Source organism: Bacillus sp. NPDC077411 (genome assembly GCF_044543425.1).
GTDB classification, from domain to species: Bacteria; Bacillota; Bacilli; order Bacillales; family Bacillaceae_G; genus Bacillus_A; species Bacillus_A bruguierae.
On the sequence record NZ_JBITWA010000030.1, the window covers coordinates 1 to 26,064 of the forward strand.

At 35.7% G+C, this 26,064-nt stretch carries 27 protein-coding genes and 1 rRNA gene; 27 read left to right on the forward strand and 1 reads right to left on the reverse strand.

Features of this window, described 5'->3' with window-relative positions:
• The 10 genes from rrf to rsmI form a co-directional block, all read left to right on the forward strand.
• Positions 1 to 92 (forward strand): 5S ribosomal RNA (rrf, locus tag ACIGHG_RS23665); the annotation flags it as partial.
• A 544-nt stretch (positions 93 to 636) separates the two neighbouring features.
• On the forward strand, positions 637 to 822 hold the full coding sequence (locus tag ACIGHG_RS23670; RefSeq protein ID WP_336474493.1) for a sigma factor G inhibitor Gin: 186 nt from the start codon (positions 637 to 639) through the stop codon (positions 820 to 822).
• 173 nt (positions 823 to 995) lie between these two features.
• Positions 996 to 2,405 carry an aminotransferase class I/II-fold pyridoxal phosphate-dependent enzyme gene (locus ACIGHG_RS23675; RefSeq protein ID WP_336474494.1) on the forward strand — a complete coding sequence of 470 codons (1,410 nt, stop codon included), beginning with the start codon at positions 996 to 998 and terminating at the stop codon, positions 2,403 to 2,405.
• A gap of 18 nt (positions 2,406 to 2,423) precedes the next feature.
• On the forward strand, positions 2,424 to 3,050 hold the full coding sequence (gene tmk / locus ACIGHG_RS23680) for a dTMP kinase (protein WP_396550886.1): 627 nt from the start codon (positions 2,424 to 2,426) through the stop codon (positions 3,048 to 3,050).
• Positions 3,051 to 3,082: 32 nt separating this feature from the next.
• Positions 3,083 to 4,066, forward strand: coding sequence for a DNA polymerase III subunit delta' (gene holB / locus ACIGHG_RS23685; protein WP_336474495.1), 984 nt, complete (start codon positions 3,083 to 3,085; stop codon positions 4,064 to 4,066).
• 4 nt (positions 4,067 to 4,070) lie between these two features.
• Positions 4,071 to 4,898 carry a PSP1 domain-containing protein gene (locus tag ACIGHG_RS23690; protein ID WP_090918094.1) on the forward strand — a complete coding sequence of 276 codons (828 nt, stop codon included), beginning with the start codon at positions 4,071 to 4,073 and terminating at the stop codon, positions 4,896 to 4,898.
• Positions 4,899 to 4,912: 14 nt separating this feature from the next.
• Complete coding sequence (gene yabA, locus ACIGHG_RS23695) at positions 4,913 to 5,263, forward strand: DNA replication initiation control protein YabA (protein WP_336474496.1); 351 nt, start codon at positions 4,913 to 4,915, stop codon at positions 5,261 to 5,263.
• 148 nt (positions 5,264 to 5,411) lie between these two features.
• Positions 5,412 to 6,152: a tRNA1(Val) (adenine(37)-N6)-methyltransferase gene (locus ACIGHG_RS23700; protein ID WP_090918097.1), complete on the forward strand. Its 741-nt coding sequence runs from the start codon at positions 5,412 to 5,414 to the stop codon at positions 6,150 to 6,152.
• Entirely contained in the window at positions 6,139 to 6,429 is a 291-nt protein-coding gene (locus ACIGHG_RS23705) for a GIY-YIG nuclease family protein (RefSeq protein ID WP_090918170.1), read from the forward strand. Before ACIGHG_RS23700 ends, ACIGHG_RS23705 begins: the two co-directional genes overlap by 14 nt.
• Complete coding sequence (gene rsmI, locus ACIGHG_RS23710) at positions 6,398 to 7,273, forward strand: 16S rRNA (cytidine(1402)-2'-O)-methyltransferase (RefSeq protein WP_396550889.1); 876 nt, start codon at positions 6,398 to 6,400, stop codon at positions 7,271 to 7,273. Before ACIGHG_RS23705 ends, rsmI begins: the two co-directional genes overlap by 32 nt.
• A 21-nt stretch (positions 7,274 to 7,294) precedes the next feature.
• Here the strand turns inward: rsmI and ACIGHG_RS23715 are convergent, their stop codons facing one another.
• The gene (locus tag ACIGHG_RS23715; RefSeq protein ID WP_020062162.1) at positions 7,295 to 7,579 is read right to left on the reverse strand and encodes a transition state genes transcriptional regulator AbrB; all 285 of its coding nucleotides are present in this window, start codon (positions 7,577 to 7,579) and stop codon (positions 7,295 to 7,297) included.
• A 359-nt stretch (positions 7,580 to 7,938) separates the two neighbouring features.
• Between ACIGHG_RS23715 and metG the strand changes: the two genes are divergently transcribed.
• The 17 genes from metG (at position 7,939) to mfd (ending at position 26,006) form a co-directional block, all read left to right on the forward strand.
• Entirely contained in the window at positions 7,939 to 9,921 is a 1,983-nt protein-coding gene (gene metG / locus ACIGHG_RS23720; RefSeq protein ID WP_396550891.1) for a methionine--tRNA ligase, read from the forward strand.
• 178 nt (positions 9,922 to 10,099) lie between these two features.
• A complete protein-coding gene (locus ACIGHG_RS23725) occupies positions 10,100 to 10,867 on the forward strand; it encodes a TatD family hydrolase (RefSeq protein ID WP_090918102.1) in 768 nt (255 codons plus the stop codon).
• Between the two features lie 132 nt (positions 10,868 to 10,999).
• Entirely contained in the window at positions 11,000 to 12,193 is a 1,194-nt protein-coding gene (locus ACIGHG_RS23730) for a resuscitation-promoting factor (RefSeq protein ID WP_336474498.1), read from the forward strand.
• A gap of 126 nt (positions 12,194 to 12,319) precedes the next feature.
• Positions 12,320 to 12,877, forward strand: coding sequence for a ribonuclease M5 (rnmV, locus tag ACIGHG_RS23735; RefSeq protein WP_035433610.1), 558 nt, complete (start codon positions 12,320 to 12,322; stop codon positions 12,875 to 12,877).
• Complete coding sequence (gene rsmA, locus ACIGHG_RS23740) at positions 12,874 to 13,758, forward strand: 16S rRNA (adenine(1518)-N(6)/adenine(1519)-N(6))-dimethyltransferase RsmA (RefSeq protein WP_336474499.1); 885 nt, start codon at positions 12,874 to 12,876, stop codon at positions 13,756 to 13,758. The genes rnmV and rsmA overlap by 4 nt, the downstream gene beginning before the upstream one ends.
• 148 nt (positions 13,759 to 13,906) lie before the next feature.
• Positions 13,907 to 14,770, forward strand: a complete 864-nt coding sequence (yabG, locus tag ACIGHG_RS23745; RefSeq protein WP_090918109.1) for a sporulation peptidase YabG — start codon at positions 13,907 to 13,909, stop codon at positions 14,768 to 14,770.
• Between the two features lie 139 nt (positions 14,771 to 14,909).
• Positions 14,910 to 15,185, forward strand: coding sequence for a biofilm formation stimulator Veg (veg, locus tag ACIGHG_RS23750; protein WP_035433605.1), 276 nt, complete (start codon positions 14,910 to 14,912; stop codon positions 15,183 to 15,185).
• A gap of 95 nt (positions 15,186 to 15,280) precedes the next feature.
• Positions 15,281 to 15,460, forward strand: coding sequence for an acid-soluble spore protein SspF (gene sspF, locus ACIGHG_RS23755; RefSeq protein ID WP_090918113.1), 180 nt, complete (start codon positions 15,281 to 15,283; stop codon positions 15,458 to 15,460).
• 196 nt (positions 15,461 to 15,656) lie between these two features.
• The gene (ispE, locus tag ACIGHG_RS23760) at positions 15,657 to 16,526 is read left to right on the forward strand and encodes a 4-(cytidine 5'-diphospho)-2-C-methyl-D-erythritol kinase (protein ID WP_336474500.1); all 870 of its coding nucleotides are present in this window, start codon (positions 15,657 to 15,659) and stop codon (positions 16,524 to 16,526) included.
• Positions 16,527 to 16,580: 54 nt separating this feature from the next.
• The gene (gene purR, locus ACIGHG_RS23765; RefSeq protein ID WP_396550896.1) at positions 16,581 to 17,429 is read left to right on the forward strand and encodes a pur operon repressor; all 849 of its coding nucleotides are present in this window, start codon (positions 16,581 to 16,583) and stop codon (positions 17,427 to 17,429) included.
• A 265-nt stretch (positions 17,430 to 17,694) separates the two neighbouring features.
• Entirely contained in the window at positions 17,695 to 18,069 is a 375-nt protein-coding gene (locus ACIGHG_RS23770; RefSeq protein ID WP_090918119.1) for a RidA family protein, read from the forward strand.
• 153 nt (positions 18,070 to 18,222) lie between these two features.
• On the forward strand, positions 18,223 to 18,516 hold the full coding sequence (spoVG, locus tag ACIGHG_RS23775; protein ID WP_000454042.1) for a septation regulator SpoVG: 294 nt from the start codon (positions 18,223 to 18,225) through the stop codon (positions 18,514 to 18,516).
• A gap of 435 nt (positions 18,517 to 18,951) precedes the next feature.
• Positions 18,952 to 20,331 (forward strand): bifunctional UDP-N-acetylglucosamine diphosphorylase/glucosamine-1-phosphate N-acetyltransferase GlmU, encoded by a 1,380-nt coding sequence (gene glmU / locus ACIGHG_RS23780; RefSeq protein WP_090918122.1) that lies wholly within the window; start codon positions 18,952 to 18,954, stop codon positions 20,329 to 20,331.
• A gap of 18 nt (positions 20,332 to 20,349) precedes the next feature.
• Complete coding sequence (locus ACIGHG_RS23785) at positions 20,350 to 21,303, forward strand: ribose-phosphate diphosphokinase (protein ID WP_090918124.1); 954 nt, start codon at positions 20,350 to 20,352, stop codon at positions 21,301 to 21,303.
• 70 nt (positions 21,304 to 21,373) lie between these two features.
• Positions 21,374 to 21,934 (forward strand): aminoacyl-tRNA hydrolase, encoded by a 561-nt coding sequence (gene pth, locus ACIGHG_RS23790; protein ID WP_336474501.1) that lies wholly within the window; start codon positions 21,374 to 21,376, stop codon positions 21,932 to 21,934.
• Positions 21,935 to 22,005: 71 nt separating this feature from the next.
• Positions 22,006 to 22,230, forward strand: a complete 225-nt coding sequence (locus ACIGHG_RS23795; protein WP_090918128.1) for an anti-sigma-F factor Fin family protein — start codon at positions 22,006 to 22,008, stop codon at positions 22,228 to 22,230.
• A 245-nt stretch (positions 22,231 to 22,475) separates the two neighbouring features.
• Entirely contained in the window at positions 22,476 to 26,006 is a 3,531-nt protein-coding gene (mfd, locus tag ACIGHG_RS23800) for a transcription-repair coupling factor (protein ID WP_090918130.1), read from the forward strand.
• Positions 26,007 to 26,064: the final 58 nt, after the last annotated feature.

Consider the following 26,064-nt stretch of genomic DNA (forward strand, 5'->3'; position numbering starts at 1 on the left):
ACACCCGTTCCCATACCGAACACGGAAGTTAAGCTCTCTAGCGCCGATGGTAGTTGGGACTTTGTCCCTGTGAGAGTAGGACGTTGCCAGGCAAACGAAAGACGAGTCAATGGACTCGTCTTTTTTGTGTTTTGTATCCCGCTATTCGTGGGTAGTAAGACCCCCACCTCAAGATTGAGAGAGAGTATTGTCCAGTTCCAGTGGCTAGAATGTTCGGTGGCTTTGCTTCTTCCTACGAGGTAAAAAACACCTCTACGTCAGAAGCTCCATCCTCCCTCACATTCTGGACGAGCCACTTCCGCTTTTCTAAAGAAGATAGGTGGGGGATAACTGCAGGCATGTGCTCGATTGGGCGAGCTTTCCATCAGTGGGAGATGGAAAAACTCTCCACTGATGGAAGTTTCACTTTATTAAGTGCGTTATTTTGAGATTGCAAGCTCAACTAAGCATCAGACAGACACTTCGCCTAGAAATGATTCATACACTAAAAGTATAAAGGATGTATATATTTTTAAAAATTGTTAACGCTTATAGATGTATATTGCCATTTCGTATAGAGGGGAGGAATAGTTTATTTATCGTTGGTCTAATTTTATATAGTAATGGTTAGATAGAATACGATAAATAGGCGAATATATGGGATATGTCGCAGCAAAAGAAGAAGTTTGTATTGTATGTGAACATAAAAAGGATAGTGGAATTCATTTGTATACGAGTTTCATATGTGAATCATGTGAACGAGAAATGATAGACACAAATACAAATGATCCAAAGTATATGTTTTATTTACAGCAACTGCGAAAAATACAAGTATTACCTTAGAAAAATACAAATTGAAAAAATGAGTGCAGGTCATTTTTTTCTGTATAGCAGCAACTTATATGTTGAAAAATAAAAATGGAGTTATATTGAAAAATAGGCGCAGTTGCCTATTATTTTTTTTTGTGAAAATCTCTGTATAATATAGAGAGAATGAATAGTAAGGAAGAGTGAATATGGATCAAAGAAAAATGCCCTTATATGAAGCATTAAAGACCTTTGCAAGTAAGAAACCTATATCCTTTCATGTTCCGGGGCATAAAAATGGAACAAATTTTCCACACGAAGCACAAAAGTATTTTCATGATATACTTTCTATTGATGTAACAGAACTTACTGGACTTGATGATCTTCATGGTCCATTTGAATGTATAGAAGAAGCACAGTGTTTATTAGCGGATCTATATGCAGTACAAAAAAGTCATTTTTTAATTAATGGTTCAACTGTTGGGAATTTAGCTATGTTGTTAGCGTGCTGTAATGAACATGATACAGTTCTTGTACAAAGAAACGCTCATAAATCGATTATAAATGGACTTAAATTGACTGGGGCGCGTCCTGTCTTTCTGGAGCCATGGATTGATGAAAAATCTGGTGTACCAGTTGGTGTCCCGTATGAAACGATTGAAGATGCAATTTTGCAATATCCACAAACGAAAGCTCTTATTTTAACGCATCCAAACTATTATGGTGTGGGTGTAGATTTAGAAAAGAGTATTGCATTAGCGCATAAAAATGGCATTCCTGTTTTAGTAGATGAGGCACATGGAGCGCATTTTTGTATCGGGGAGCCTTTTCCAACATCAGCGCTTGCGTATGGGGCTGATATTGTTGTTCATTCGGCACATAAAACATTACCAGCAATGACAATGGGTTCATACTTACACGTAAATAGTTCGCTTGTTGATGAAGAAAAAGTTTCTTTTTATTTAAATATGTTGCAATCTAGTAGTCCTTCTTATCCAATAATGGTTTCACTAGATATAGCTCGTTTTGTATTAGCGAAGATAAGAGAAGAGGGAGGAAAGGAGATTGCCGCGTTTACTCAGCGGTTTCGCGAGAAATTAAATCGTATTCCACAACTTGCTGTTTTAGACTATCCAATACAAGATGCATTAAAAGTAACAGTGCAAACACGCTGTAAGCTCTCTGGATATGAATTACAACGTCTATTTGAAGAGATAGGTATCTATGTTGAAATGGCAGATCCATATAATGTTTTACTTATTTTACCGCTCCAAGTAAATGAAGATTATATACAAGTGATTGATAAGATACAAGATGTACTATGCTCATACGATGTAGAAGATAGTAAGCCCCATATAAATTATCCTTATAAGGATAATTTATCTTCTTTGTCATTTACATATAAACAGTTGGAAAAATATAAGAAAAAAGTTGTGCCATTACGCGAGGCGTTAGGCATGATTGCGGCCGATATGATTATACCTTATCCACCAGGGATTCCTCTAGTCATGTATGGAGAGGAAATTACATTAGAGCATATAAATCAAATTTCTGGTTTAGAAGAGACTGGTGCACGTTTTCAAGGAAATATAAAAAATATTACTGTATACGATATATAGAGAAAGAAGGTTTTATGGATGAAGGGATTGTTTGTAACGATTGAAGGGCCAGAAGGATCAGGAAAATCTACATTAATTACAAAATTATTGCCGTACTTCGAGAAGAAGAAACAAAAAGTAGTGGTAACACGCGAACCGGGCGGGATTGTGATTTCAGAGGAAATTCGTACCATTTTACATAAAAAAGAGCATACAATGATGGAAGCACGTACAGAAGCATTATTATATGCTGCAGCACGCAGACAACATTTAGTAGAGAAGGTCATGCCAGCTTTAGAAGACAATTATATTGTAATATGTGATCGTTTTATAGATAGTTCTCTTGCTTATCAAGGATATGCAAGGGGCCTTGGCGTTGATAAGGTATTTGAAATTAATCGTTTTGCGACAGAAGATTGTATGCCGGATATTACAATCTATTTGGATATCGAACCAGGGGTTGGCTTAGCGCGCATTAAAAAAGATGGTAATAGAGAAGTGAATCGTTTAGATTTAGAAAGCATGGAATTTCATGAACGTGTTCGTGAAGGATATTTACAATTAGTAGATCGATTTGCAGATCGCATCGTCGTTGTAAATGCAGATCAACCAATGGAAGCTGTTGTAGAAGAAGTTACTCAGCTTATTGAACAAAAATTGTTATAATAGAAGAAAGTATAAAAAGTGAGGTATGGAATATGACGAAGACGTGGGAACAACTGTCTCTAATACAACCCATTGTTGTAAAAATGTTAATGAATAGTATTGCAAAAGAGCGTATATCCCACGCTTATTTGTTAGAAGGGCCAAAAGGAACAGGTAAACTAGAAACAGCTATGCAAATGGCGAAAAGCTTTCTTTGTTTACAACGAAATGGAGTAGAACCTTGCCATACATGTACGAATTGCCGACGCATTAATTCGGGCAATCATCCAAACGTATATATTGTTGCACCAGATGGTCTATCCATTAAGAAACAGCAAATTCATGAATTACAAGAAGAGTTTTCAAAAACAGGTCTAGAAGCAACTAAAAAAATATATATTATTGAGCATGCCGATAAGATGACAACAAATGCTGCAAATACGCTGCTTAAATTTTTAGAAGAACCAAGTAGTGACACAGCGGCAATTTTGTTAACTGAGCAAAGTCATCAAATTTTAAGTACTATTTTATCCCGCTGTCAAATTGTCACATTTAGACCGCTTCCGAAAAGTGCTTTGGTTAACCGTTTAGAAAGTGAAAAAATAAGTATTTCTTTAGGGAATCTTGCAGCGGAACTTACAAATAGTTTTGATGAGGCACTATCGTTTTGTAATGATGAATGGTTTGCACAAGCACGAACTTTAGTGATAAAATTATGTGAAGCCCTAGAGAAAGATGCCACGTCTCTTTTTTTTGTACAGGAGAAGTGGGTGAAGCATTTTGGAGAGAAAGAACAACTACAGCTAGGATTAGATATGTTGCTCCTTATTTATAAGGATTTATTATATGTTCAATTGGAAGAAGAAGAGCGTCTCGTTTTTCAAGACCAAAAGGAGTTATTTCAATCTTTTTCCTATTCTCAAAAGCGCATTGTATCGGCTCTTTTCAGTATATTAGAAGCAAAAAATAGAATCAACGCTAATGTAAATGCGCAGCTTGTGTTCGAGCAGTTAGTGTTGCGGTTGCAGGAGGGATGACCGTTTGTATGATGTAGTAGGTGTTCGATTTAAGAAGGCCGGAAAAGTGTATTACTTTGACCCAAATCAATTTGATATCTCAGAAAATGAATTTGCAATCGTGGAGACAGTACGGGGAATCGAATATGGGAAAGTTGTTATCACGAAGAAACAAGTCGATGAAAATGATGTTGTACTACCACTAAAGAAAGTTATTCGGATTGCAAATGAAACTGACCGTACAATTGTTGAGGAAAATAAACGTGCAGCAAAAGAAGCATATCAAGTTTGTCAGGAGAAAGTAATCGAGCATGATCTTGATATGAAGCTTGTTGACGTGGAATATACATTTGATCGTAATAAGGTTATTTTTTATTTTACGGCAGACGGTCGCATTGATTTTCGCGAGCTTGTAAAAGATTTGGCGGCTATTTTTCGGACAAGAATCGAATTAAGACAAATTGGTGTTCGTGATGAAGCAAAAATGCTAGGTGGTATTGGTCCATGTGGCCGAATGCTTTGCTGTTCTACTTTTTTAGGAGATTTTGAACCTGTATCCATAAAAATGGCAAAAGATCAAAATTTATCATTAAATCCTGCGAAAATTTCAGGATTATGTGGGCGATTGATGTGTTGTTTAAAGTATGAAAATGATGAATATGAGGCAGCAAAAGAGCAACTTCCAGATTTAGATGAGAAGATACAAACACCGAATGGTCTTGGTCGTGTAATCGGATTAAATATTTTAGAAAGATTAATTCAAGTGGAGTTAGTAGACAAGGAACGGATAGTAGAATATACGTTAGATGAATTAATGAATAAAGGGGTCGTTTCGAGTCAAACCACAGATTAATGAGGTGGGTGCTTGTGGAGAAAAAAGATATTTTTGCAGCGGTTTCCAGTATGGAAGAGCAAATTGGATATCTCTATAAACAGTTGGGAGAGTTAAAGCAGCATCTCGCAGAGCTACTTGAAGAAAACCAACATATTAAAATGGAAAATGAAAATTTGCGGAAGCGTTTTGAAGAAGTTCAGAATAAGCAGAAACAGAAGTCGAATAAGCGAAAAGAAATAAAGCCTAAAATAGATATCGGTGAAGGATATGATAATTTAGCACGCCTGTATCAAGAAGGTTTTCATATTTGCAATTTGCATTATGGAAGTGTACGTAAAGAAGGGGATTGTTTATTCTGTTTATCATTTTTAAATAAAAAATAAAATTACCTTTCCAATAAATTGGAAAGGTAATTTTTTGTACATATAATCAAAATAGAAGTAATGGACGTTAGACTGTTATGAGCGTAGCCCAGATTGTCTTAACGTTTGCTAAAATAAAGCTTGAATGAGATAAGGAAGGAAGAAAGACATGCAGTTGTATGGAGATGAACGTTTAGATTATTTACTATCAAAAGATATGAAAATTATTCAAAGTCCGTCAGTATTTAATTTTTCATTAGATGCAGTATTATTGGCAAACTTTGCGTGGGTGCCCATTCAGAAAGGAAATATATTAGATTTGTGTACTGGTAATGCAGTGATTCCTCTTTTATTAAGTTCCCGTACGAAGGGGAAGATTACGGGAGTTGAAATACAAGAGCGTATTTACAATATGGGTGTTAGAAGTGTTCAATATAATGATTTAGAGGAGAGAATACAGCTTATTCATGGCGATTTAAAGCATATGCCGGAGCAATTGGGACGACATCAATTTGATGTTGTTACATGCAATCCACCATACTTTCAAACGCCAAAACCATCTGAGCAAAATTTAAATGAACATTTAGCAATCGCTCGTCATGAAATTATGTGTACACTAGAAGATGTTGTACGTGTTAGCAGCCAACTTGTTAAGCAAGGAGGAAAAGTTGCTTTTGTACATCGACCTGGTCGTTTGCTTGATATTGTAACGCTTATGAGAAAATATAAGATTGAGCCAAAGCGCCTCCAATTTGTGTATCCAAAAGCAGGTAAAGAAGCTAATACATTATTAATTGAGGGTATTAAAGATGGGAATGCAGATTTAAAAATTTTGCCACCTCTTTTTGTATATGAAGATAATAATAAATATACGAAGGAAATGAATGAAATTTTATATGGAGCAGAATAAACATTATTTTTATGTTGTTGAATGTGCCGATGGAAGCTACTATGCAGGATATACAAACCATCTAGAGAAGCGAATTAAGGCCCATAATAGTGGAAAAGGAGCACGTTATACAAGAGCAAGACGTCCTGTTATATTAAAATATTTTGAAACTTATGAAGAAAAAAGAACTGCGATGCAGGCAGAATATCGTTTCAAGCAACTAAAACGGAAACAAAAAGATGAGTATATACAAAAAGGAGATTATTATGTGGCAGCAAAAAAGTTTTCAGATGAATGAAAGAGGAACATTATATTTAGTTCCAACTCCAATTGGAAATTTGGAAGATATGACATTTCGTGCAATTCGTATGTTAAAAGAAGCAGACTTTATTGCAGCGGAAGATACAAGGCAAACGAAAAAGCTGTGCAATTACTTTGAAATTGAAACACCAGTAATGAGTTACCATGAACATAATAAAGAAGTGAGCGGGCAAAAAATTTTAGATATGTTAGAACAAGGGAAAACGGTAGCACTTGTCAGTGATGCAGGTATGCCATGTATCTCAGATCCTGGCTATGACATTGTTGTGCAAGCAGTAGCAGAGCGGTACTCAGTTGTACCTCTTCCTGGGGCAAATGCCGCACTTACAGCGTTAATTGCATCAGGATTAGAAACAAAACACTTTTATTTCTATGGGTTTTTACAGCGTCATAAAAAAGAACGTAAAGCAGAATTAGAGAAGCTACGTTATATTCCAGATACAATGATGTTTTATGAGGCACCGCATCGATTAGGAGAAACATTAGTCTCTATGAAAGATGTATTAGGGAATAGAAGCGTTGTATTATGTCGTGAGCTTACGAAGAAATTTGAAGAATTTATTCATGGTTCTTTAGAAGAAGTCATTCATTGGGCAAAGGAAAATGAAGTGCGCGGAGAATTTTGTGTTTTAGTAGAAGGTTCTACAGAAGAAGCAATTAGTGAAGAGGCATGGTGGGAATCATTAACAGTTGAAGAACATGTCGAATACTACATAAAGGAGAAAGGCCTTTCTTCTAAAGAAGCAATTAAAATTGTTACAAAGGATCGAAATATGTCGAAAAGAGACGTATATCAAGCATATCATGTTGAAAAAAAATAAAGCTTCTCTATTAGAGAAGCTTTATTTTGCTGCTGCGATAAATTGTTGTAATTCATTTAAGATTTGCTCTGCGCCTTCTGGGCTTAAAATGATTTTACCTTCAGCTAATGAAAGGTTACTATCAGAAACTTCACCAGTTACTTGGCAAGTCATGTTTGGTTTATATTTTTTTAAGATGATTTTTTCATCATCAACGTAGATTTCAAGAGCATCCTTTTCTGCAATACCTAGTGTACGACGTAATTCAATTGGAATTACAACGCGGCCTAATTCATCAACTTTACGAACGATACCAGTAGATTTCATATTTGTTTTTCCTCCTCATATTCTGCAAGTCTATTTTAATTCGCCATTTTTCGACAAAATACCCTATGAACCTATGATACCAATCATTTACATTTCCGTCAATTCTTTAATTATAAAATTTATAAAAGTTTTGTAGATTTTCGCATCTATTTATTATATATACTAAAAAATAATAGATGTATAGAGAGATTTATTTTATTCTTAGAATTTTATTACTAGTGTCGGAATATAGAAATGTATATTTTTTATTGATATGAGTAATAGATGATAAAGATATAGCACATACACTCGTCTTTATACGTAAGTTTTTGATATACTGTTTATAAATACATATGAGGTCATTTGGGAGGTTTAAAATAATGACAGAGGAAAATAAGACCTTTTACATTACAACTCCGATTTATTATCCGAGTGGAAAGCTTCACATTGGACATGCTTATACGACAGTAGCGGGAGATGCAATGGCGCGCTATAAACGTATGCAGGGATACGATGTGTACTACTTAACAGGCACTGATGAACACGGACAAAAGATTCAAAAAAAAGCAGAAGAATTAAATGTTACACCACAGGCATACGTTGACAACATCGTAGCGGGAATTAAAGAACTGTGGAGTAAAATGTATATTTCTTATGACGATTTTATTCGTACAACAGAAAACCGTCATAAAGAAGTTGTGGAAAAAATCTTTAAACAACTTGTTGATCAAGGTGATATTTATCTTGATGAATATGAAGGTTGGTATTCTGTACAAGATGAAACGTTTTATACAGAGCATCAACTTGTTGATCCAGTGATGGAGAACGGAAAAATAGTTGGCGGGAAGAGCCCAGATAGTGGCCACCAAGTAGAGCTTGTTCGTGAAGAATCCTACTTCTTTAGAATGGGGAAATATGTAGATCGACTATTAAAGTTCTATGAAGATAATCCACACTTCATTCAACCAGAATCACGTAAAAATGAAATGATTAATAATTTCATTAAACCAGGATTAGAAGATTTAGCTGTTTCTCGTACTTCTTTTGATTGGGGTGTTCGTGTACCGGGTAACCCCAAGCATGTTATTTACGTATGGGTAGATGCATTATCTAACTATATTACGGCATTAGGGTACGGAACGGAGAATGAAGAAAAGTATAAAAAATATTGGCCGGCAGATGTTCATTTAGTAGGAAAAGAAATTGTTCGTTTCCATACAATTTATTGGCCAATTATCTTAATGGCTCTTGATTTACCACTTCCGAAAAAAATATTTGCACATGGTTGGATTTTAATGAAAGACGGAAAAATGAGTAAATCAAAAGGGAATGTAGTAGATCCTGTTACGTTAATTGATCGTTATGGTTTAGATGCACTTCGTTATTATCTACTTCGTGAAGTACCATTTGGATCAGATGGTGTATTTACACCAGAAGGATTTGTTGAGCGTATTAATTTTGATCTTGCAAATGATTTAGGAAATTTATTAAATCGTACAGTAGCAATGATTGATAAATATTTTGACGGAGAAATTCCAGCCTATAAAGAAAATGTAACAGAGTTTGATGAAGCTTTAGTAACATTTGCAAAAGATACACTGCAAAAAGTAGAAGATGCAATGGAAAACATGGAGTTTTCAGTAGCACTAAGTACAATTTGGCAACTTGTTAGCCGTACTAATAAATATATCGACGAAACACAGCCATGGGTATTAGCAAAAGATGAAAGTGATTGTGAGAAACTGGCTTCTGTTATGGCACATCTTGCAGAAACACTGCGTCAAATAGCAATTCTGTTAATGCCATTCTTGACAGAAACACCAGGGAAAATCTTTGAACAAATTGGAATTACAGATGAAGAATATAAAACTTGGAATAGCCTTTCTACAATTGGCTGCATTCCAGTTGGTACAAAAGTTGTGAAAGGACAACCTGTATTTCCACGCTTAGAAGTAGAAGTAGAAGTGGAATATATTAAAGAACAAATGAAAGGATCTGCTCCAAAAGTAGAAGGAAAGAAAGAAGCGGCGCCAGAGGTAGAAGAAATTTCAATTGATGATTTCTTTAAAGTAGACTTACGCGTAGCAGAAGTACTAGATGCAGAACCTGTAAAAAAAGCAGATAAGCTGTTAAAGATCCAACTTGATTTAGGCACAGAAAAACGACAAGTTGTCTCTGGAATTGCTAAATTTTACTCTCCAGAAGAATTAAAAGGGAAGAAAGTTATCTGTGTTACAAATTTAAAACCAGTAAAATTACGTGGAGAATTATCACAAGGTATGATTTTGGCAGGCGAAGAAAATGGAAAGTTGTCATTAGCAACAGTCGATCAAAACTTACCAAGCGGTACAAAAATTAAGTAATAACGACAAAATGAGAGATGTTTCACGTGTAACATTTGTGAAGCATCTTTTTTCTCGTTGAAAATCTTTCTAAATTTCCCTTTTTTGTATCAAAATTGTAATATGGTTGTTATTGTCCTGTTAGGAAAGTAATTTTCCCCTATGATAGAATTTATTTCAAATAAAAGGAGTTCTTATTATGCTGTTTGATACACATTCACATTTAAACGCAGAGCAATTTGAAGAGGATTTACAGGAAGTAATTGCAAGAATGAAAGAAGCAGGTGTTTCTTATACAGTTGTAGTTGGTTTTGATGAAGTGACCATCAAAAAGGCAATTGAATTGGCAGAAACATATGATTTTATTTATGCAGCTGTTGGTTGGCATCCCGTTGATGCGATTGATATGACAGAAGAACATTTAAAATGGCTGGAAGAGTTAGCGGCTCATCCGAAAGTCGTTGCACTTGGTGAAATGGGCTTAGATTATCATTGGGACAAATCTCCGAAAGAAGTGCAAAAAGAAGTATTTCGTAAACAAATTAAGCTAGCAAGAAAGGTTAATTTACCAATTATTATACATAATCGGGATGCAACGCAAGACATCGTAGATATTTTGAAAGAAGAAAATGCAGCTGAAGTAGGAGGAATCATGCATTGTTTTAGTGGCAGTGTTGAAGTTGCAAAACAGTGTGTGGAGATGAATTTTCTAATTTCATTAGGCGGGCCAGTAACCTTTAAAAATGCAAAGAAACCAAAAGAAGTTGCGATGGAAATTCCAATGGAACAACTTTTAATTGAAACAGATTGTCCTTATTTAACTCCTCATCCGTTTCGTGGAAAACGAAATGAACCAAGCTATGTAAAGCTTGTTGCGGAGGAAATTGCAAAATTAAAAGGGCTATCTTATGAAGAAGTAGCGGTCAAAACAACAGAAAATGCAAAAAAACTATTCGGCATTCAATAATGAGAAGTAGAGGAGGTATTCCTCCTCTCTTTCTTCCTTCACCTATGTTTATCTTCAGATAAGTAACACTACTAGAAATAGTAGGAGAATGAGAGTTAATAATTCTGATCTAGACAGGGAGGGTACTTTATTTTGATTGCAAATGCTAAAAAGTTATTATCCAGGTTAGAAGTGAACAAAAGATTAGTAGTAAGATTTACGAGTGCATTAATTATTTCAGGATCTGTTGGGACAGTAGCTTATGCGGGAACAACAGATAAAATAACTGTTGAAGTAGATGGAAAGAAACAAGAAATTTATACACATGCGAATACTGTAAGTGAGTTGTTGCAGGAAGAGAAGATTCAAGTGGCAGCAAAAGATCATATATATCCAGCAATTTCTGCGAAAATTAAGGATGAAATGAAAGTAATTGTCGAAAAAGCGAAGCCATTTACGATTATAGTGGATGGAAAAGAGAAACAAGTACAATCAACAGCAAAAACAGTAAAAGATTTGTTAGTAGAAGAACATATTGAAATTAGTGAACATGATAAAGTATATCCTAGTTTGCATACATCGTTAGAAGGCACTCAAAAAATTATGATTCAAAAAGCATTCCCAGTTACATTATATGTTGGCGGTCAAGAACAGCAAGTATGGTCAACTTCGACTACTGTCGCTAACTTTTTGAAAGAACGACAAGTATCACTAAGCGAAATGGATAGAGTAGAACCGGCTTTACAGGAAGTGATGCAACAAAATATGAAGGTCAAAGTGGTTCGAGTAGAAAAAGTAAGCGATGTAGTGGAAGAGCCAATTCCCTTTACTGAAGTGAGACAAGAAGATTCCTCACTCCTTAAGGGAACAGAAAAAGTGATTCAAGAAGGAATAGAAGGAAAAAAGAAGAAAGTATTTGCAGTTATCAAAGAAGATGGAAATGAAGTTTCAAGAAACTTACAGAAAGAAGAAATAGTGCAAGAAGAAAAAAATCGTATTGTAGCTGTTGGCAAAAAAGAAGAAAAGCCTATTTTAGATGATGCAGAAGGTGTAGTTGCCAACGAATTTTTTGTGCAAGCAACAGCTTACTCACCGTATTGTGGTGGATGCCAAGGTGTAAGCGCGGGTGGTTATAATTATAAGGAAAATCCAAATATGAAATTAATTGCAGTAGATCCACGGATTATTCCTCTTGGAACAAAGGTATGGGTAGAAGGATATGGATATGCAGTTGCTGGTGACACGGGCGGAGCAATTAAAGGGTATCGTATTGATGTTCTTATGCCAACAGAATCACAGGTAGATGCTTGGGGAAGAAAACAAGTAAAGATTAAAGTGTTACAATAATATGGTAAGCAGAGGAACTTTTTCTCCTCTGCTTTTTAAATTGTATCAACTAGGAAAATAATAATGGAAAAGTAGGCGTTTTTTTGTTTTACTAATTAGAGATGTGAAATGAGTGTGGAGGAAGTTATGAAGATTAAAGAAATAATTGTTGTGGAAGGTAAGGATGATACGGTTGCCATTAAGCGTGCAGTGGATGCAGATACAATTGAAACGAACGGTTCGGCAATTGGAGATCATGTCATTGAACAGGTAAAATTGGCGCAACAAACACGAGGTGTTATTATTTTTACAGACCCTGATTACCCTGGAGAACGTATTCGTAAAATTATTTCTGAGAAAGTGCCAGGATGTAAACACGCATTTTTACCAAAAGAAGAAGCATTGGCAAAGCGAAAGAAGGGTGTTGGCATTGAGCATGCTTCTAACGAATCTATTAGGCGCGCTTTGGAAAGTTTACATGGAGAGATGGAAGAGTACACGAGCGAAATTCATTGGATTGACTTAGTAGAAGCGGGGCTTGTTGGTGGAGAAAAAGCAAAAAGCCGGAGAGAACGAATGGGTAAGCTATTAAAAATCGGTTATACAAATGCAAAACAGTTACATAAACGTTTGCAAATGTTTCAAATTTCAAAGCAGGATTTTGCAAAAGCGTATAAGCAAGTATTACAGGAGGAAAAGAAATGAAAGATATCGCAACGCCAAATCGTACAAAAGATATTGTTGAAAAGTATGGATTTTCATTTAAAAAGAGTTTAGGACAAAACTTTTTAATTGATACAAATGTATTAAATCGGATTGTAGATTACGCGGAGGTTGGATCTGAGAGTGGGGCAATCGAGATTGGCCCTGGTATTGGAGCATTAACAGAACAACTGGCAAAACGTGCTAAGAAGGTAGTAGCGTTTGAAATTGATCAACGTCTTTTACCTATTTTAGAAGAGACATTAGCGCCTTATAATAATGTAACGGTAATTAATAAGGATATTTTAAAAGCTGATGTAAATACTGTATTTCAAGAGCAGTTTGAAGAAGGGCAAGATGTAATGGTAGTAGCGAACTTACCATACTATGTGACAACGCCAATTTTATTTAAGTTATTAGAAGAACAATTACCAGTGCGTGGTTTTGTTGTGATGATGCAAAAAGAAGTAGCAGATCGCTTAGCAGCTCGTCCAGGAACAAAAGATTATGGTTCGTTGTCAATTGCCATTCAATACTATACAGAACCAGAAACGGTGATGACGGTTCCGCGTACAGTATTTGTACCACAGCCAAATGTAGATTCAGCAGTTATTCGTTTACTAAGACGTCCAAAGCCACTTGTGGAAGTAAAAGATGAAGCATTCTTCTTCGAAGTAGTGCGTGCTAGCTTTGCACAGCGACGTAAAACATTAATGAATAATTTATCTAATAATTTAAATGGTTTTCCAAAGGATAAAATATTACTTGAACGTATATTAGCAGAAGTTGAAATTGATCCGAAACGAAGAGGCGAAACATTATCAATTGAAGAGTTTGCAAAGTTAAGCAACGCTTTATTTTTATCCCGCATTAACGGGCAATAAGACCCCCACTGATGGAAGTTTCACTTTATATAAAATGTAAAAGGTAGCTCGTTTTGAGCTGCCTTTTTTGTCACCTTTTTCCTATAAGTTCATAGGCTAAAACAGAACGTAGTGAGTTATATGTCCCTACGAGTTTGGAGGTAAAAGGATGGCTGTACACGTTGGAGATTTAGTGGAGAGAAAGTCTTATAAGCGCGACCTTCTTTTTCGAGTAACAGAAATAAAAGACACGATAGCAATTTTGTTTGGGGAAGAATTTCGGCTCGTAGCAGATGCACCAATAGAAGATTTAGTTCTTGTCGATCAACGGGATTATACGAAAAGAGTGAAACAGGAACGAGAAACAATGGAAAAGACATATCGTTTATTTCAACAAGATTATGTATTAATGAGAGAGCGCCAAGAATATCAGTCAACAGGCGGCTATGCAAATGAAGTAAATTATTTTCAAATGCCAGGTAAAGTGCTCCATCTTGATGGGGATCCTTTATATTTAAGAAAATGCTTAGATCTATATACGAAAATAGGTGTGCCTGTACAGGGAATTCATTGTAAAGAAACGGAGATGCAAGACAAGGTTCTAGATTTAATTGAGCATGTTCGTCCTGATATCTTAGTGATTACCGGACATGATGCTTATACAAAATCAAAAGGAGAAATGGGCAATTTAGCCGCTTATCGTCATTCTAAGCATTTTGTACAGGCTGTACGTACAGTACGAAAAAAGTATCCTTCATTAGATCACCCTGTTATTTTTGCTGGAGCATGTCAATCGCATTTTGAAGCTCTTATTCGAGCTGGAGCAAATTTTGCAAGCTCTCCGTCCCGTATTAATATTCATGCATTAGATCCAGTATATGTTGTAGCAAAAGTGAGCTTTACTTCTTTTATGGAACGGGTTAATGTTTGGGATGTAATACGCAATACAGTAACCGGTGAGAAGGGGCTTGGTGGAATTGAAACAAAAGGAATTTTACGAACAGGATTGCCCTTTCAATATTATGAAGAGTGAGCAAGGTAAGCATTTGCCTTGCTTTTTATGTATGCGCTTTTTGAGATTTGGATAAAAAAGTATAAGAACGTACAGACTATATATGTATAACTTGTATTTTTATACTTTCCATCCCAATTACAGCGAGGTGTAGCATGATATGTCAAAACGTTTAGATGAAATTAAAAGTGCTTTGGACCATCATCTTGGTCAGAGGCTTATGCTAAAAGCCAATAGTGGAAGAAGGAAGACGATAGAACGATCTGGTGTGCTGGCAGAAACATACCGTTCGGTTTTTGTAGTTCAACTTGATCAACAAGAAGATACATTTCAGCGTGTTTCTTATAGTTATGCAGACGTATTAACAGAGACTGTTGAGCTTACGTTTTATGATGCACAAGATAATGAAATCATGTTAGGTGAACAATCTGTTTAAGGATGGGATCTGTTTGATTACATATATTTTCCGGATTTGAAGAAATTCGTAGTGTCACATACTAAATGTACCGTAGCGATAAAGGGGGACTTGCGTTGAGTAGACGAAGAGGAGTCATGTCAAATAAATTTAAAGAAGAGCTTGCAAAAGAGCTTGGATTTTATGATGTCGTGCAAAAAGAAGGATGGGGCGGAATTCGTGCGAAAGATGCTGGTAATATGGTTAAACGTGCAATTGAAATTGCAGAGCAGCAATTGATGAAACAAAACCAGTAACAGTAAGATACTTCTATGCTACGGTAGCCGAGGAGATGTTCCTCGGCTTTTTGCACGCGAAAAAGTTGTATTCGTAGTGTATAAGTAGTTTCATTCTTGATGCTTTTCGTTATAATTAGGAAAGTGTCATCGTTCTACTATAAATTTATGGTAAAATAAACGATAAAAGATTGAGTACATAGAGTAGGTGAATAGATTGAAGCTACTAGTTAAAGCACCAGCAAAAATTAATTTGTCGTTAGATGTACTAGGGAAAAGACCGGACGGTTATCATGAAGTTAAAATGATTATGACAACAATTGATTTAGCAGATCGGTTAGAACTAACAGAGTTATCTGAAGACCGGATTGAAATTGTATCTCATAACCGTTATGTCCCAGACGACCAAAGAAATTTAGCTTATCAGGCGGCAAAATTGTTAAAGGAACGCTTTCAAGTAAAAAGAGGAGTATCTATTACAATTGAAAAAACGATTCCGGTTGCAGCGGGCTTAGCAGGTGGAAGCAGCGATGCAGCTGCAGCATTAAGAGGTCTGAATCAATTATGGAATCTTGGACTTACAATTGATGAACTTGCAGAATTAGGTGCCGAGATTGGATCAGATGTATCGTTTTGTGTATATGGCGGAACTGCCATTGCAACAGGTCGTGGAGAGAAAATCGAACATATTAAGACACCTCCTTCTTGCTGGGTTATTTTGGCCAAACCACATATTGGTGTATCTACAGCTGACGTATATGGGAATTTACGATTAAATCGTGTAACACATCCAGATGTAAACCGTATGGTTGAAGTGATTCAAAATGGTGACTATGAGGGAATTTGTCATGCTGTTGGCAATGTATTAGAAGATGTAACATTTTCAATGCATCCTGAAGTTGCAAATATTAAGGCTCAGATGAAACGTTTCGGTGCAGATGCGGTTTTAATGAGTGGTAGCGGTCCAACAGTTTTTGGTTTAGTTCGTCATGATTCACGCATGCACCGTATTTATAACGGTTTAAAAGGATTTTGTGATCAAGTATACGCAGTTCGTTTATTAGGAGAACGAGAAGGTCTTGAATAAAGGCGTATAATAAGTTATGATTTGTTTAAAATATTCGTAATTTGAGGTGAGAGCATGAAAATTAGACGAAGTACAAGGTTAGTCGATATGACTTATTATTTGCTTCAAAACCCTCGTCAGTTAGTTTCTCTCACTTTTTTTGCTGAACGGTATCAATCTGCTAAATCTTCTATTAGTGAAGATTTAGTTATTATTAAACAAACGTTTGAACAACAAGGAGTCGGCACATTACAAACGGTACCAGGCGCAGCAGGAGGAGTGAAATATATCCCATATATAAGTCAGAAGGAAGCAAAGCAAATTATTAGTGAGCTTTGTAAATTATTTGAGAATCCTGATCGTATTCTTCCGGGTGGTTATTTATATATGACGGATCTTTTAAGTAATCCGCGCTACATTAATGGTGCAGGAAGACTTTTTGCTTCTGTATTTGCAAGACAGCCAATTGACGCTGTTATGACAGTTGCGACAAAAGGGATTCCTTTAGCATATGCAGTAGCCAATTATTTAAATGTTCCAGTCGTAATTGCTAGAAAAGATAATAAAGTAACAGAAGGCCCAACAGTAAGTATTAATTATGTGTCAGGTTCTTCTAAGCGTATTCAAACGATGACATTAGCAAAGCGTAGTCTTCTAGAAGGTGCGAATGTATTAATCATTGATGATTTTATGAAGGCTGGCGGAACAGTGCAAGGTATGATGAGTATGCTTGAGGAATTTAATGCAAATGTTGTTGGCATTGGTGTTTTAGTGGAATCAAGTGATATTGAGGAAAGACTTGTAGATAACTTTGTTTCGTTAATTCGCTTGTCTGAAGTAGATGTGAGAGAAAAGACGATTCAAGTGGAAAAAGGAAATTATTCTTTAAGTCCATTTGCTGATATGATTGTAGAAGTTGAATAAGATAAACAATCTTCTTCATAGATTGTTTTAAAGAAGATACTGTTCGTCAGAGCGGGGGAAAAGATAAAGCAACTGCTTTATCTTTTTTTATACTGATTGATAATAAGCTTTTACCAGTTGGGTACTTTGTCATATTATTTACGGGCAGTAAGTTTTAGCAGGTGGTAAGCTCCCAACTTGGAGGCTTACCACCTGCTAAAACAATAGGTTTCTTGTTAGGGGAAGCTTGTAAAAGCAGGATAAAAATATAAAAGGGTGAGAAACGATGAAAGTAGTTCAAACAAATGAAGCGCCGCAGGTGATTGGTCCATATTCACAAGGTATGATTGTAAATAATATGTTTTACAGTTCTGGACAAATTCCTTTAACAGTAAATGGTGAACTTGTGACTGGGGATGTAAAGGAGCAAACAGAGCAAGTGTTTCAAAATTTAAAGGCAGTATTAATAGAAGCGGGAGCATCGTTTGAGACAGTGGTAAAAACAACTGTATTTTTAAAAGATATGAATGATTTTGATGCGGTAAATGAAGTATATAGTACATATTTTTCTACAAATAAACCAGCACGTTCTTGTGTACAAGTAGTGAAATTACCGAAAGATGTATCTGTTGAAATTGAAGTTATCGCCCTTGTAAAATAAGGAATTGTAAGCGATAACTTATATTTATTTATATATTTCACTTATATAAAAATTTTTATCTTAAAAATTTTTGAAAAATTGAAGGAAAAATAGAACATTTGTGGAATTTATAGAAATATATCGCTTATTTAGAAAAAGGGTGGTGAACACAAGATGGAAGTGACTGACGTAAGATTACGCCGCGTAAACACAGAAGGCCGCATGCGAGCGATTGCTTCTATTACACTAGACCATGAATTTGTTGTTCATGATATTCGTGTAATTGATGGCAATAATGGATTATTTGTAGCAATGCCAAGTAAACGTACTCCAGATGGAGAGTTCCGTGATATTGCTCATCCAATTAATTCTAATACTCGTTCTAAGATTCAAGATGCGGTTTTAACTGAGTATCACCGTTTAGGCGAGTTAGAAGAAGTTGAGTTTGAAGAAGCTGGAGCTTCGTAAAATTCGAATAAGAAGGGCTCTAAAAGAAGAGCTCTATAATTTTGGCAAACTCCTGTAAGCATTTACAGGAGTTTGTTGTTGTTTTCATATATTATATAAATCGATTTTGATTTTTTAGCATATAAGTCGTTGCTATGCAGAAACAACTAATCTGCATTTCCTCTTTACCTTTGTTTTCACACTTGCATATGGCAAGGTATTCTCCTTGAAAAAGAAAGTGATTTTTATATCATTTTTTCAATTTGCCCCTATAATAGTTGCCTCAATTTTTTATGAAAAGAGAATAGTATAGCTTATTTCATAAAAAGATATGAAATACTAAAACATTGTATAAAAGTTATGGTAAAATTTAATAGTTATAAGGTGTTTCTTGAAATATATAGTTATTTAGGATAATATCTTTAATGGATAAATAGGTTGCGATGGAGGGTCTATATGTCAAAAAGATTTGCAGTGATTCTTGCTGCAGGGAAAGGCACACGTATGAAGTCAAGTTTATACAAAGTGCTACATCCTGTATGCGGGAAACCGATGGTACAGCATGTAGTTGATCAAGTCTCTCAGCTAGAAGTGCAGAAACTTGTTACGGTTGTTGGACACGGCGCTGAAAAGGTACAAGATCAATTAGGAAGTGCAAGTGAATTTGCATTGCAAACAGAGCAGCTAGGAACAGCGCATGCCGTTATGCAAGCAGCTGATGCACTGGGGAACGAGGAAGGAACAACATTAGTAATTTGTGGTGATACACCTCTTATTACAGCAGAAACAATGGAAGCTTTATTAAAGCAGCATGAAGAAGCAGGTGCAAAGGCAACGGTATTAACAGCCTATATAGAAGAGCCTGCTGGTTATGGTCGGATTGTTCGTAATGAAAATGGTCATGTTGAAAAAATTGTTGAACATAAAGATGCAAATGAAGTAGAGCGAGCTATTAAAGAAATTAATACAGGTACGTATTGTTTTGATAATAAAGCGCTATTTGCTTCCCTTTCTAAAGTTTCCAATGAAAATGTGCAGGGAGAATATTACCTTCCAGATGTAATTGAGATTTTGAAAAATGAAGGTCATATTGTATCTGCCTATCAAACAGAGCATTTTGATGAAACATTAGGAGTTAACGACAGGGTCGCTCTATCGCAAGCGGAAGACATTATGAAAAAACGTATTAACCGTAAACACATGGTAAATGGTGTTACGATTATTGATCCGAACAACACGTATATTTCTGGTGATGCAAAAATTGGTAATGATACGGTTATTTATCCGGGAACAATTATTGAAGGTTATACTGTTATTGGATCAAATTGTGAAGTTGGACCACATACAGTCATACGTGATAGTGAAGTGGGCGATAATACAACAATTCGTCAGTCTACTGTTCATGATAGTAAGATTGGTATTGATGTTGCAATTGGACCGTTCGCTCATATCCGTCCGCAATCTGTTATTGGTAATGAAGTTCGTGTTGGAAACTTCGTTGAAATTAAAAAGACTGTTTTCGGGAATAGAAGTAAAGCTTCTCACTTAAGCTATATTGGTGATGCAGAGGTGGGAGAAGATGTAAATCTTGGCTGTGGTTCTATTACAGTAAACTACGATGGCAAGAATAAATTTAAAACTGTGATTGGCGATGGTGTGTTTATTGGTTGTAACTCAAACCTTGTTGCTCCTGTAACAGTTCGAGATGGTGCTTATGTTGCGGCAGGTTCTACAATTACAGAAGATGTGCCAGCAAAAGCATTATCAATTGCACGTGCACGTCAAACAAACAAAGAAGATTATGTTGATCAATTGCTGAATAAGAAAAATTCATAATGTGGAGGGTTAATCTAGATGTCGACTCAATATCTAAATTCTAATTTGAAAGTATTTTCTTTAAACTCTAATAAGGCACTTGCTGAGCAAATTGCAAAGCACATTGGAGTAGAATTAGGAAAATGTTCTGTTGCACGCTTTAGTGATGGAGAAATTCAAATTAACATTGAAGAAAGTATTCGTGGTTGCGATGTATTTGTCATCCAATCTACGAGCTTCCCAGTAAATGAGCATATTATGGAATTGCTTATTATGATCGATGCATTAAAACGTGCATCTGCGAAAACAATTAACATTGTTATTCCTTACTATGGTTATGCACGTCAAGATCGTAAAGCGCGCTCTCGTGAGCCGATTACAGCGAAACTTTTTGCAAACTTACTGGAAACAGCGGGTGCTACTCGTGTAATTACTCTAGATTTACATGCTCCACAAATTCAAGGATTCTTCGATATTCCAATCGACCATTTAATGGGTGTACCTATTCTTTCTGATTGCTTTGAGAAGAAAGGTCTTAAGGATATTGTAATCGTATCTCCTGACCATGGTGGTGTAACACGTGCTCGAAAAATGGCAGATCGCTTAAAAGCGCCAATCGCCATTATCGATAAACGCCGTCCGCGTCCAAACGTAGCGGAAGTAATGAATATCGTAGGTAATATCGAAGGTAAAACAGCAATTTTAATTGATGACATCATTGATACAGCTGGTACAATTACATTGGCAGCAAACGCTCTTATAGAGAACGGTGCTTCTGAAGTATATGCTTGCTGTACACACCCAGTTTTATCTGGTCCAGCAATTGAACGTATTCAAAATTCAAACATTAAAGAGTTAGTTGTAACAAACTCTATCGTATTACCAGAAGAAAAGAAAATTGATAAAGTACAAGAACTTTCTGTTGCTCCGTTAATTGGTGAAGCAATTATTCGTGTTTACGAAGAAGAATCTGTAAGTGTACTATTCAATTAATTGGATAGAATGAGACGTAACCAGTGTTGGTTACGTCTTTTCGTATCGAAAAAAGAAAGTGGTGTTACAAATGAAATTAATAGTAGGACTTGGTAACCCAGGGAGAGAATATGAATTAACAAGGCATAACATTGGGTTCATGGCAATAGATGAATTATCTAAACGTTGGAATATCCCATTAAATGAGCAGAAATTTAAGGGATTATTCGGTGCGGGTTTTGTAAATGGAGAGAAAGTTATTTTATTAAAGCCACTTACATATATGAATTTATCTGGAGAAAGTATTCGTCCACTTATGGATTACTATAAAATTGATATTGAAGACTTTGTAGTGATGTATGATGATTTAGATATTCCAGTTGGAAAATTACGTCTTCGCATGAAAGGTAGTGCGGGTGGCCATAACGGTGTAAAATCAACGATTGCACATTTAGGAACACAGGAATTTCAACGCATTCGTATGGGAATTGATCGTCCTAAAAATGGGATGAAAGTAGTCGATTATGTATTAGGACGTTTTATGGCAGATGAGATGCCAGAGGTAGAACGAGCAATTGAAAAAAGTGCAAGTGCATGTGAAGAGTGGTTGAAAACTCCATTTTTACAAGTTATGAATACTTTCAATAATTAATATTTCAAAAATGGAATATTTTTTAATATTTATATCCATAATAGTAATAACTGTACCGCTAGGAGGAAATTATGGACGGACATTATTACTGCAGACATTGTGGGTATAGGATAGGTAGTATTACAGCGGAGAAGGTATACGGCTTTGTGCTAGGTCAACTAACAGAGCAGGAGCGATTAGAAATGATTCATTTTGATGAAAACGGAAATATATATATAAAAACAATTTGTGAATCGTGTCAAAAAACGCTCGCATCCTATCCGGAGTATTATGAATATGAACTGTTCTTACAGTGAAAATGAACTAACTATCAGAGTATGTTTTTCTTACCAATAGTTAGTTGAACACATTGTCCCTTTATAATAGGGGAGAACTTCCGCCCTTCTCTTTTCTAAATATGAAGATGAGAGGCTTACAGCTATGAGGGATAGGATGTAATGCTTCGCTTTGGCTTGTCCAAAGCATTTTTCTGTTTTCTTTTTCCGAAATATTTGCATAAAATATAGTAGCTTGCTCTTTATGTTGAGAGGAGTTTTGAAAAATGATAGGTTTACTAGAGCAATTTTACGAAAATAAAGAAATACGATCAATTATAGATGGATTAGAAGAAGGTTTAAAAGAACAGCTTATCTCAGGCATGGCAACCTCTTCTCGTTCATTATTAATGGCTAGTTTATATAAAAAAACAAAGCAGTCACAGCTTGTTATCACACATAATTTATATCAAGCGCAAAAAGTATATGAGGATTTGGTTTCATTAATTGGAGAGCAGGATGTTTGGTTATATCCTGTAAATGAATCTATTGCATCAGAAATCGGTGTTGCGAGCCCAGAATTGAAGGCGCAGCGCATTGAGGTGCTGAATCGCTTAGCGGCTGGAGAAAGTGGAATTATTGTGGCTCCTGTTGCTGGTTTGCGCCGATTTCTACCAAGAAAAGAGATGTGGAAGAAACAGCAAATTGAATTAAAAATGGGACAAGAAATCGATCTTGATGAACTGTTTCACGTATTAACGACCATGGGATATGAACGTAAATCTATGGTAGAAGCTCCTGGAGAATTTAGTGTTCGGGGTGGAATATTAGACATCTATCCATTAACGGAAGAATTACCAATTCGTATTGAGTTTTTTGATACCGAAGTAGATTCCATCCGTTCCTTTACTGTAGAAGAACAGCGCTCACAGGAGAAGATGGATAAAATATCATTTGGTCCAGCTACAGAATTTGTATTTTCTAAAGAAGAACTAGCATTTGGAATTCAGAAGTTAGAATCAAGTTTAGCTAATACAATAAAAAAAGTATCTGATGAGAAGCTAAAAACAATAATATTAGAAACTGTTACATATGAGTTAGAATTATTGAAAAATGGACAGACCATTGAGCAGATGTTTAAATATTTATCTTTATTTTATAATGAACCTGCTAGTCTAATAGAATATTTACCGGAAAATGGTGTTGTTATTCTAGATGAGGTCTCTCGAATTCAGGAAACAGCAGAGCATTTAGAAACAGAGGAAGCAGAATGGTATATATCGCTTCTTGGAGAAGGTGCAATTGTTCAAGATTTAACTTTTTCTCATAATTTTGCACAATTTTTGAACCATAAAAAACGAAAATTCTTGTACTTAACTTTGTTTTTACGCCACATTCCGCATACACAGCCGCAAAACATTGTGAATTTGACATGTAAAACGATGCAAGACTTTCACGGTCAAATGAATTTGTTAAAAACAGAAATTGATAGATGGACGAAAAGTCGTTTTACAACGGTTGTATTAGGTGCAAATGAAGAACGAACAAAGAAATTGCAGCACATTTTAAATGATTATGATATTGAAGCAGATATTATTGAAGGAACAGAGGTATTGCTCCCAGGCCGTATTCAAGTTATGGTGGGTGACTTACATGCAGGTTTTGAAATGCCGATGCAAAAGCTTGCGATTATTACCGAAAAAGAATTATTTAATAAAAAGGTAAAAAAATCACAGCGTAAGCAAAAACTTTCGAATGCAGAGAGAATTAAAAGTTACTCTGAATTAAAAGTTGGTGATTATGTTGTTCACGTAAATCACGGTATCGGTAAATTTTTAGGAATTGAAACATTAGAAATTAATGGTGTCCATAAAGATTATTTGCATATCAAATATCAAGGAAATGATAAGTTATACGTTCCAATTGAACAAATTGACCAGGTGCAAAAGTATGTAGGATCTGAAGGGAAAGATCCGAAAATTTACAAGCTTGGCGGAAATGATTGGAAGAAAGTTAAGACAAAGGTAGAAAAATCTGTTCAAGATATTGCGGATGATTTAATTAAGCTGTATGCAGAGCGCGAAGCATCAAAAGGATACGCGTTTACTCCGGATACTTCTGAGCAACAGGAATTTGAATCATCATTCCCTTATCAAGAAACGGAAGATCAGTTACGCTCAATTGCAGAAATTAAGAAGGATATGGAGCGCGGTCGTCCGATGGATCGTTTGCTTTGCGGTGACGTTGGATATGGAAAAACTGAAGTAGCAATTCGTGCTGCTTTTAAAGCGATTATGGATGAAAAACAAGTTGCGATTTTAGTACCGACGACAATTTTAGCGCAACAGCATTATGAAACAATTCGAGAACGCTTCCAAGATTATCCGATTAATATTGGGTTATTAAGTCGCTTTCGTACGAGAAAACAGCAGAATGAAACAATTAAAGGATTAAAGGATGGCACTGTTGATATTGTTATCGGTACACATCGTCTTCTGTCAAAGGATGTTATATATAAAGATTTAGGATTACTTATTATTGATGAAGAGCAGCGCTTTGGTGTAACACATAAAGAAAAAATTAAGCAATTAAAGGCTAATATTGATGTACTAACATTAACAGCGACACCAATTCCGCGTACGCTTCATATGTCTATGTTAGGTGTTCGTGATTTATCTGTTATTGAAACGCCGCCAGAAAATCGTTTTCCGGTACAAACGTATGTTGTAGAATATAATCCAGCGTTAATAAGAGAGGCAATTGAACGTGAACTTGCAAGAGGTGGGCAAGTATATTTCTTATACAATCGCGTTGAAGATATTGAGCGAAAAGTAGATGAAATTTCAATGCTTGTTCCTGATGCACGTGTAACTTTTGCGCATGGAAAGATGAATGAGAGTGAATTAGAATCTGTTATGCTTGCTTTCTTAGAGGGTCAACACGATGTACTTGTAAGTACAACGATTATTGAAACAGGCGTTGATATTCCGAACGTAAATACATTAATTGTATTCGATGCAGATCGTATGGGATTATCGCAGTTGTATCAGTTACGGGGCCGGGTAGGGCGTTCTAATCGTGTTGCCTATGCATATTTTACGTATAAGCGTGATAAAGTGTTATCTGAGGTGGCAGAAAAACGGTTGCAGGCTATTAAAGAATTTACAGAGCTAGGATCTGGATTTAAAATTGCTATGCGTGATTTATCTATCCGCGGGGCCGGGAATCTACTAGGTGCAGAGCAGCATGGCTTTATTGATTCCGTTGGTTTTGATTTATATTCACAAATGTTAAAAGATGCAATTGAACAGCGGATAGGTACGGGTGCAGAAGAGCAAGTAATTGATGTTGAGATTGATCTAGAAGTAGATGCATATTTACCAGATGCGTATATTTCCGATAGCAAACAAAAAATTATGATGTATAAGCAATTTAGGGGCGTTTCTACTATTGAGGATATTGAAGAATTACAAGAAGAGATGATTGATCGCTTCGGTGACTATCCACAAGAAGTTGGATATTTATTACAAATTGCGAATATTAAAGCGCTAGCGATGCAAGAGGGAATCGAATTGATTAAGCAAATGAAACAAGAAGTGACACTGCTATTTTCAGAAAAGGCTAGTCAAAATATTGATGGTGGAAAATTATTTATGCTTGGTAGCAGTTTTGGGCGTATGATTGGCCTTGGTATGGAAGGTTCCCGTTTGAAAATTGTGATGAATGTGCGTGAAATAGAAGTAGCGAAATGGCTTACAATCGCTGAAAATTTATTAAAAGGTTTAAAAGACGTGAAAAAAGAAGAGATAAATGCTTAAATAAGAATAAAAAATACAATTCGGCGTGTATAGAAGAACTAATGTGTAAAATACTATG

Coding starts and splice junctions, on each gene's coding strand:
- ACIGHG_RS23670 (WP_336474493.1), top strand. CDS start 637: ATGGGATATGTCGCAGCAAAAGAAGAAGTTTGTATTGTATGTGAACAT.
- ACIGHG_RS23675 (WP_336474494.1), top strand. CDS start 996: ATGGATCAAAGAAAAATGCCCTTATATGAAGCATTAAAGACCTTTGCA.
- tmk (WP_396550886.1), top strand. CDS start 2,424: ATGAAGGGATTGTTTGTAACGATTGAAGGGCCAGAAGGATCAGGAAAA.
- holB (WP_336474495.1), top strand. CDS start 3,083: ATGACGAAGACGTGGGAACAACTGTCTCTAATACAACCCATTGTTGTA.
- ACIGHG_RS23700 (WP_090918097.1), top strand. CDS start 5,412: ATGCAGTTGTATGGAGATGAACGTTTAGATTATTTACTATCAAAAGAT.
- ACIGHG_RS23705 (WP_090918170.1), top strand. CDS start 6,139: ATGGAGCAGAATAAACATTATTTTTATGTTGTTGAATGTGCCGATGGA.
- rsmI (WP_396550889.1), top strand. CDS start 6,398: ATGTGGCAGCAAAAAAGTTTTCAGATGAATGAAAGAGGAACATTATAT.
- ACIGHG_RS23715 (WP_020062162.1), bottom strand. CDS start 7,579: ATGAAATCTACTGGTATCGTTCGTAAAGTTGATGAATTAGGCCGCGTT.
- metG (WP_396550891.1), top strand. CDS start 7,939: ATGACAGAGGAAAATAAGACCTTTTACATTACAACTCCGATTTATTAT.
- ACIGHG_RS23725 (WP_090918102.1), top strand. CDS start 10,100: ATGCTGTTTGATACACATTCACATTTAAACGCAGAGCAATTTGAAGAG.
- rnmV (WP_035433610.1), top strand. CDS start 12,320: ATGAAGATTAAAGAAATAATTGTTGTGGAAGGTAAGGATGATACGGTT.
- rsmA (WP_336474499.1), top strand. CDS start 12,874: ATGAAAGATATCGCAACGCCAAATCGTACAAAAGATATTGTTGAAAAG.
- yabG (WP_090918109.1), top strand. CDS start 13,907: ATGGCTGTACACGTTGGAGATTTAGTGGAGAGAAAGTCTTATAAGCGC.
- veg (WP_035433605.1), top strand. CDS start 14,910: ATGTCAAAACGTTTAGATGAAATTAAAAGTGCTTTGGACCATCATCTT.
- purR (WP_396550896.1), top strand. CDS start 16,581: ATGAAAATTAGACGAAGTACAAGGTTAGTCGATATGACTTATTATTTG.
- ACIGHG_RS23770 (WP_090918119.1), top strand. CDS start 17,695: ATGAAAGTAGTTCAAACAAATGAAGCGCCGCAGGTGATTGGTCCATAT.
- spoVG (WP_000454042.1), top strand. CDS start 18,223: ATGGAAGTGACTGACGTAAGATTACGCCGCGTAAACACAGAAGGCCGC.
- glmU (WP_090918122.1), top strand. CDS start 18,952: ATGTCAAAAAGATTTGCAGTGATTCTTGCTGCAGGGAAAGGCACACGT.
- ACIGHG_RS23785 (WP_090918124.1), top strand. CDS start 20,350: ATGTCGACTCAATATCTAAATTCTAATTTGAAAGTATTTTCTTTAAAC.
- pth (WP_336474501.1), top strand. CDS start 21,374: ATGAAATTAATAGTAGGACTTGGTAACCCAGGGAGAGAATATGAATTA.
- ACIGHG_RS23795 (WP_090918128.1), top strand. CDS start 22,006: ATGGACGGACATTATTACTGCAGACATTGTGGGTATAGGATAGGTAGT.
- mfd (WP_090918130.1), top strand. CDS start 22,476: ATGATAGGTTTACTAGAGCAATTTTACGAAAATAAAGAAATACGATCA.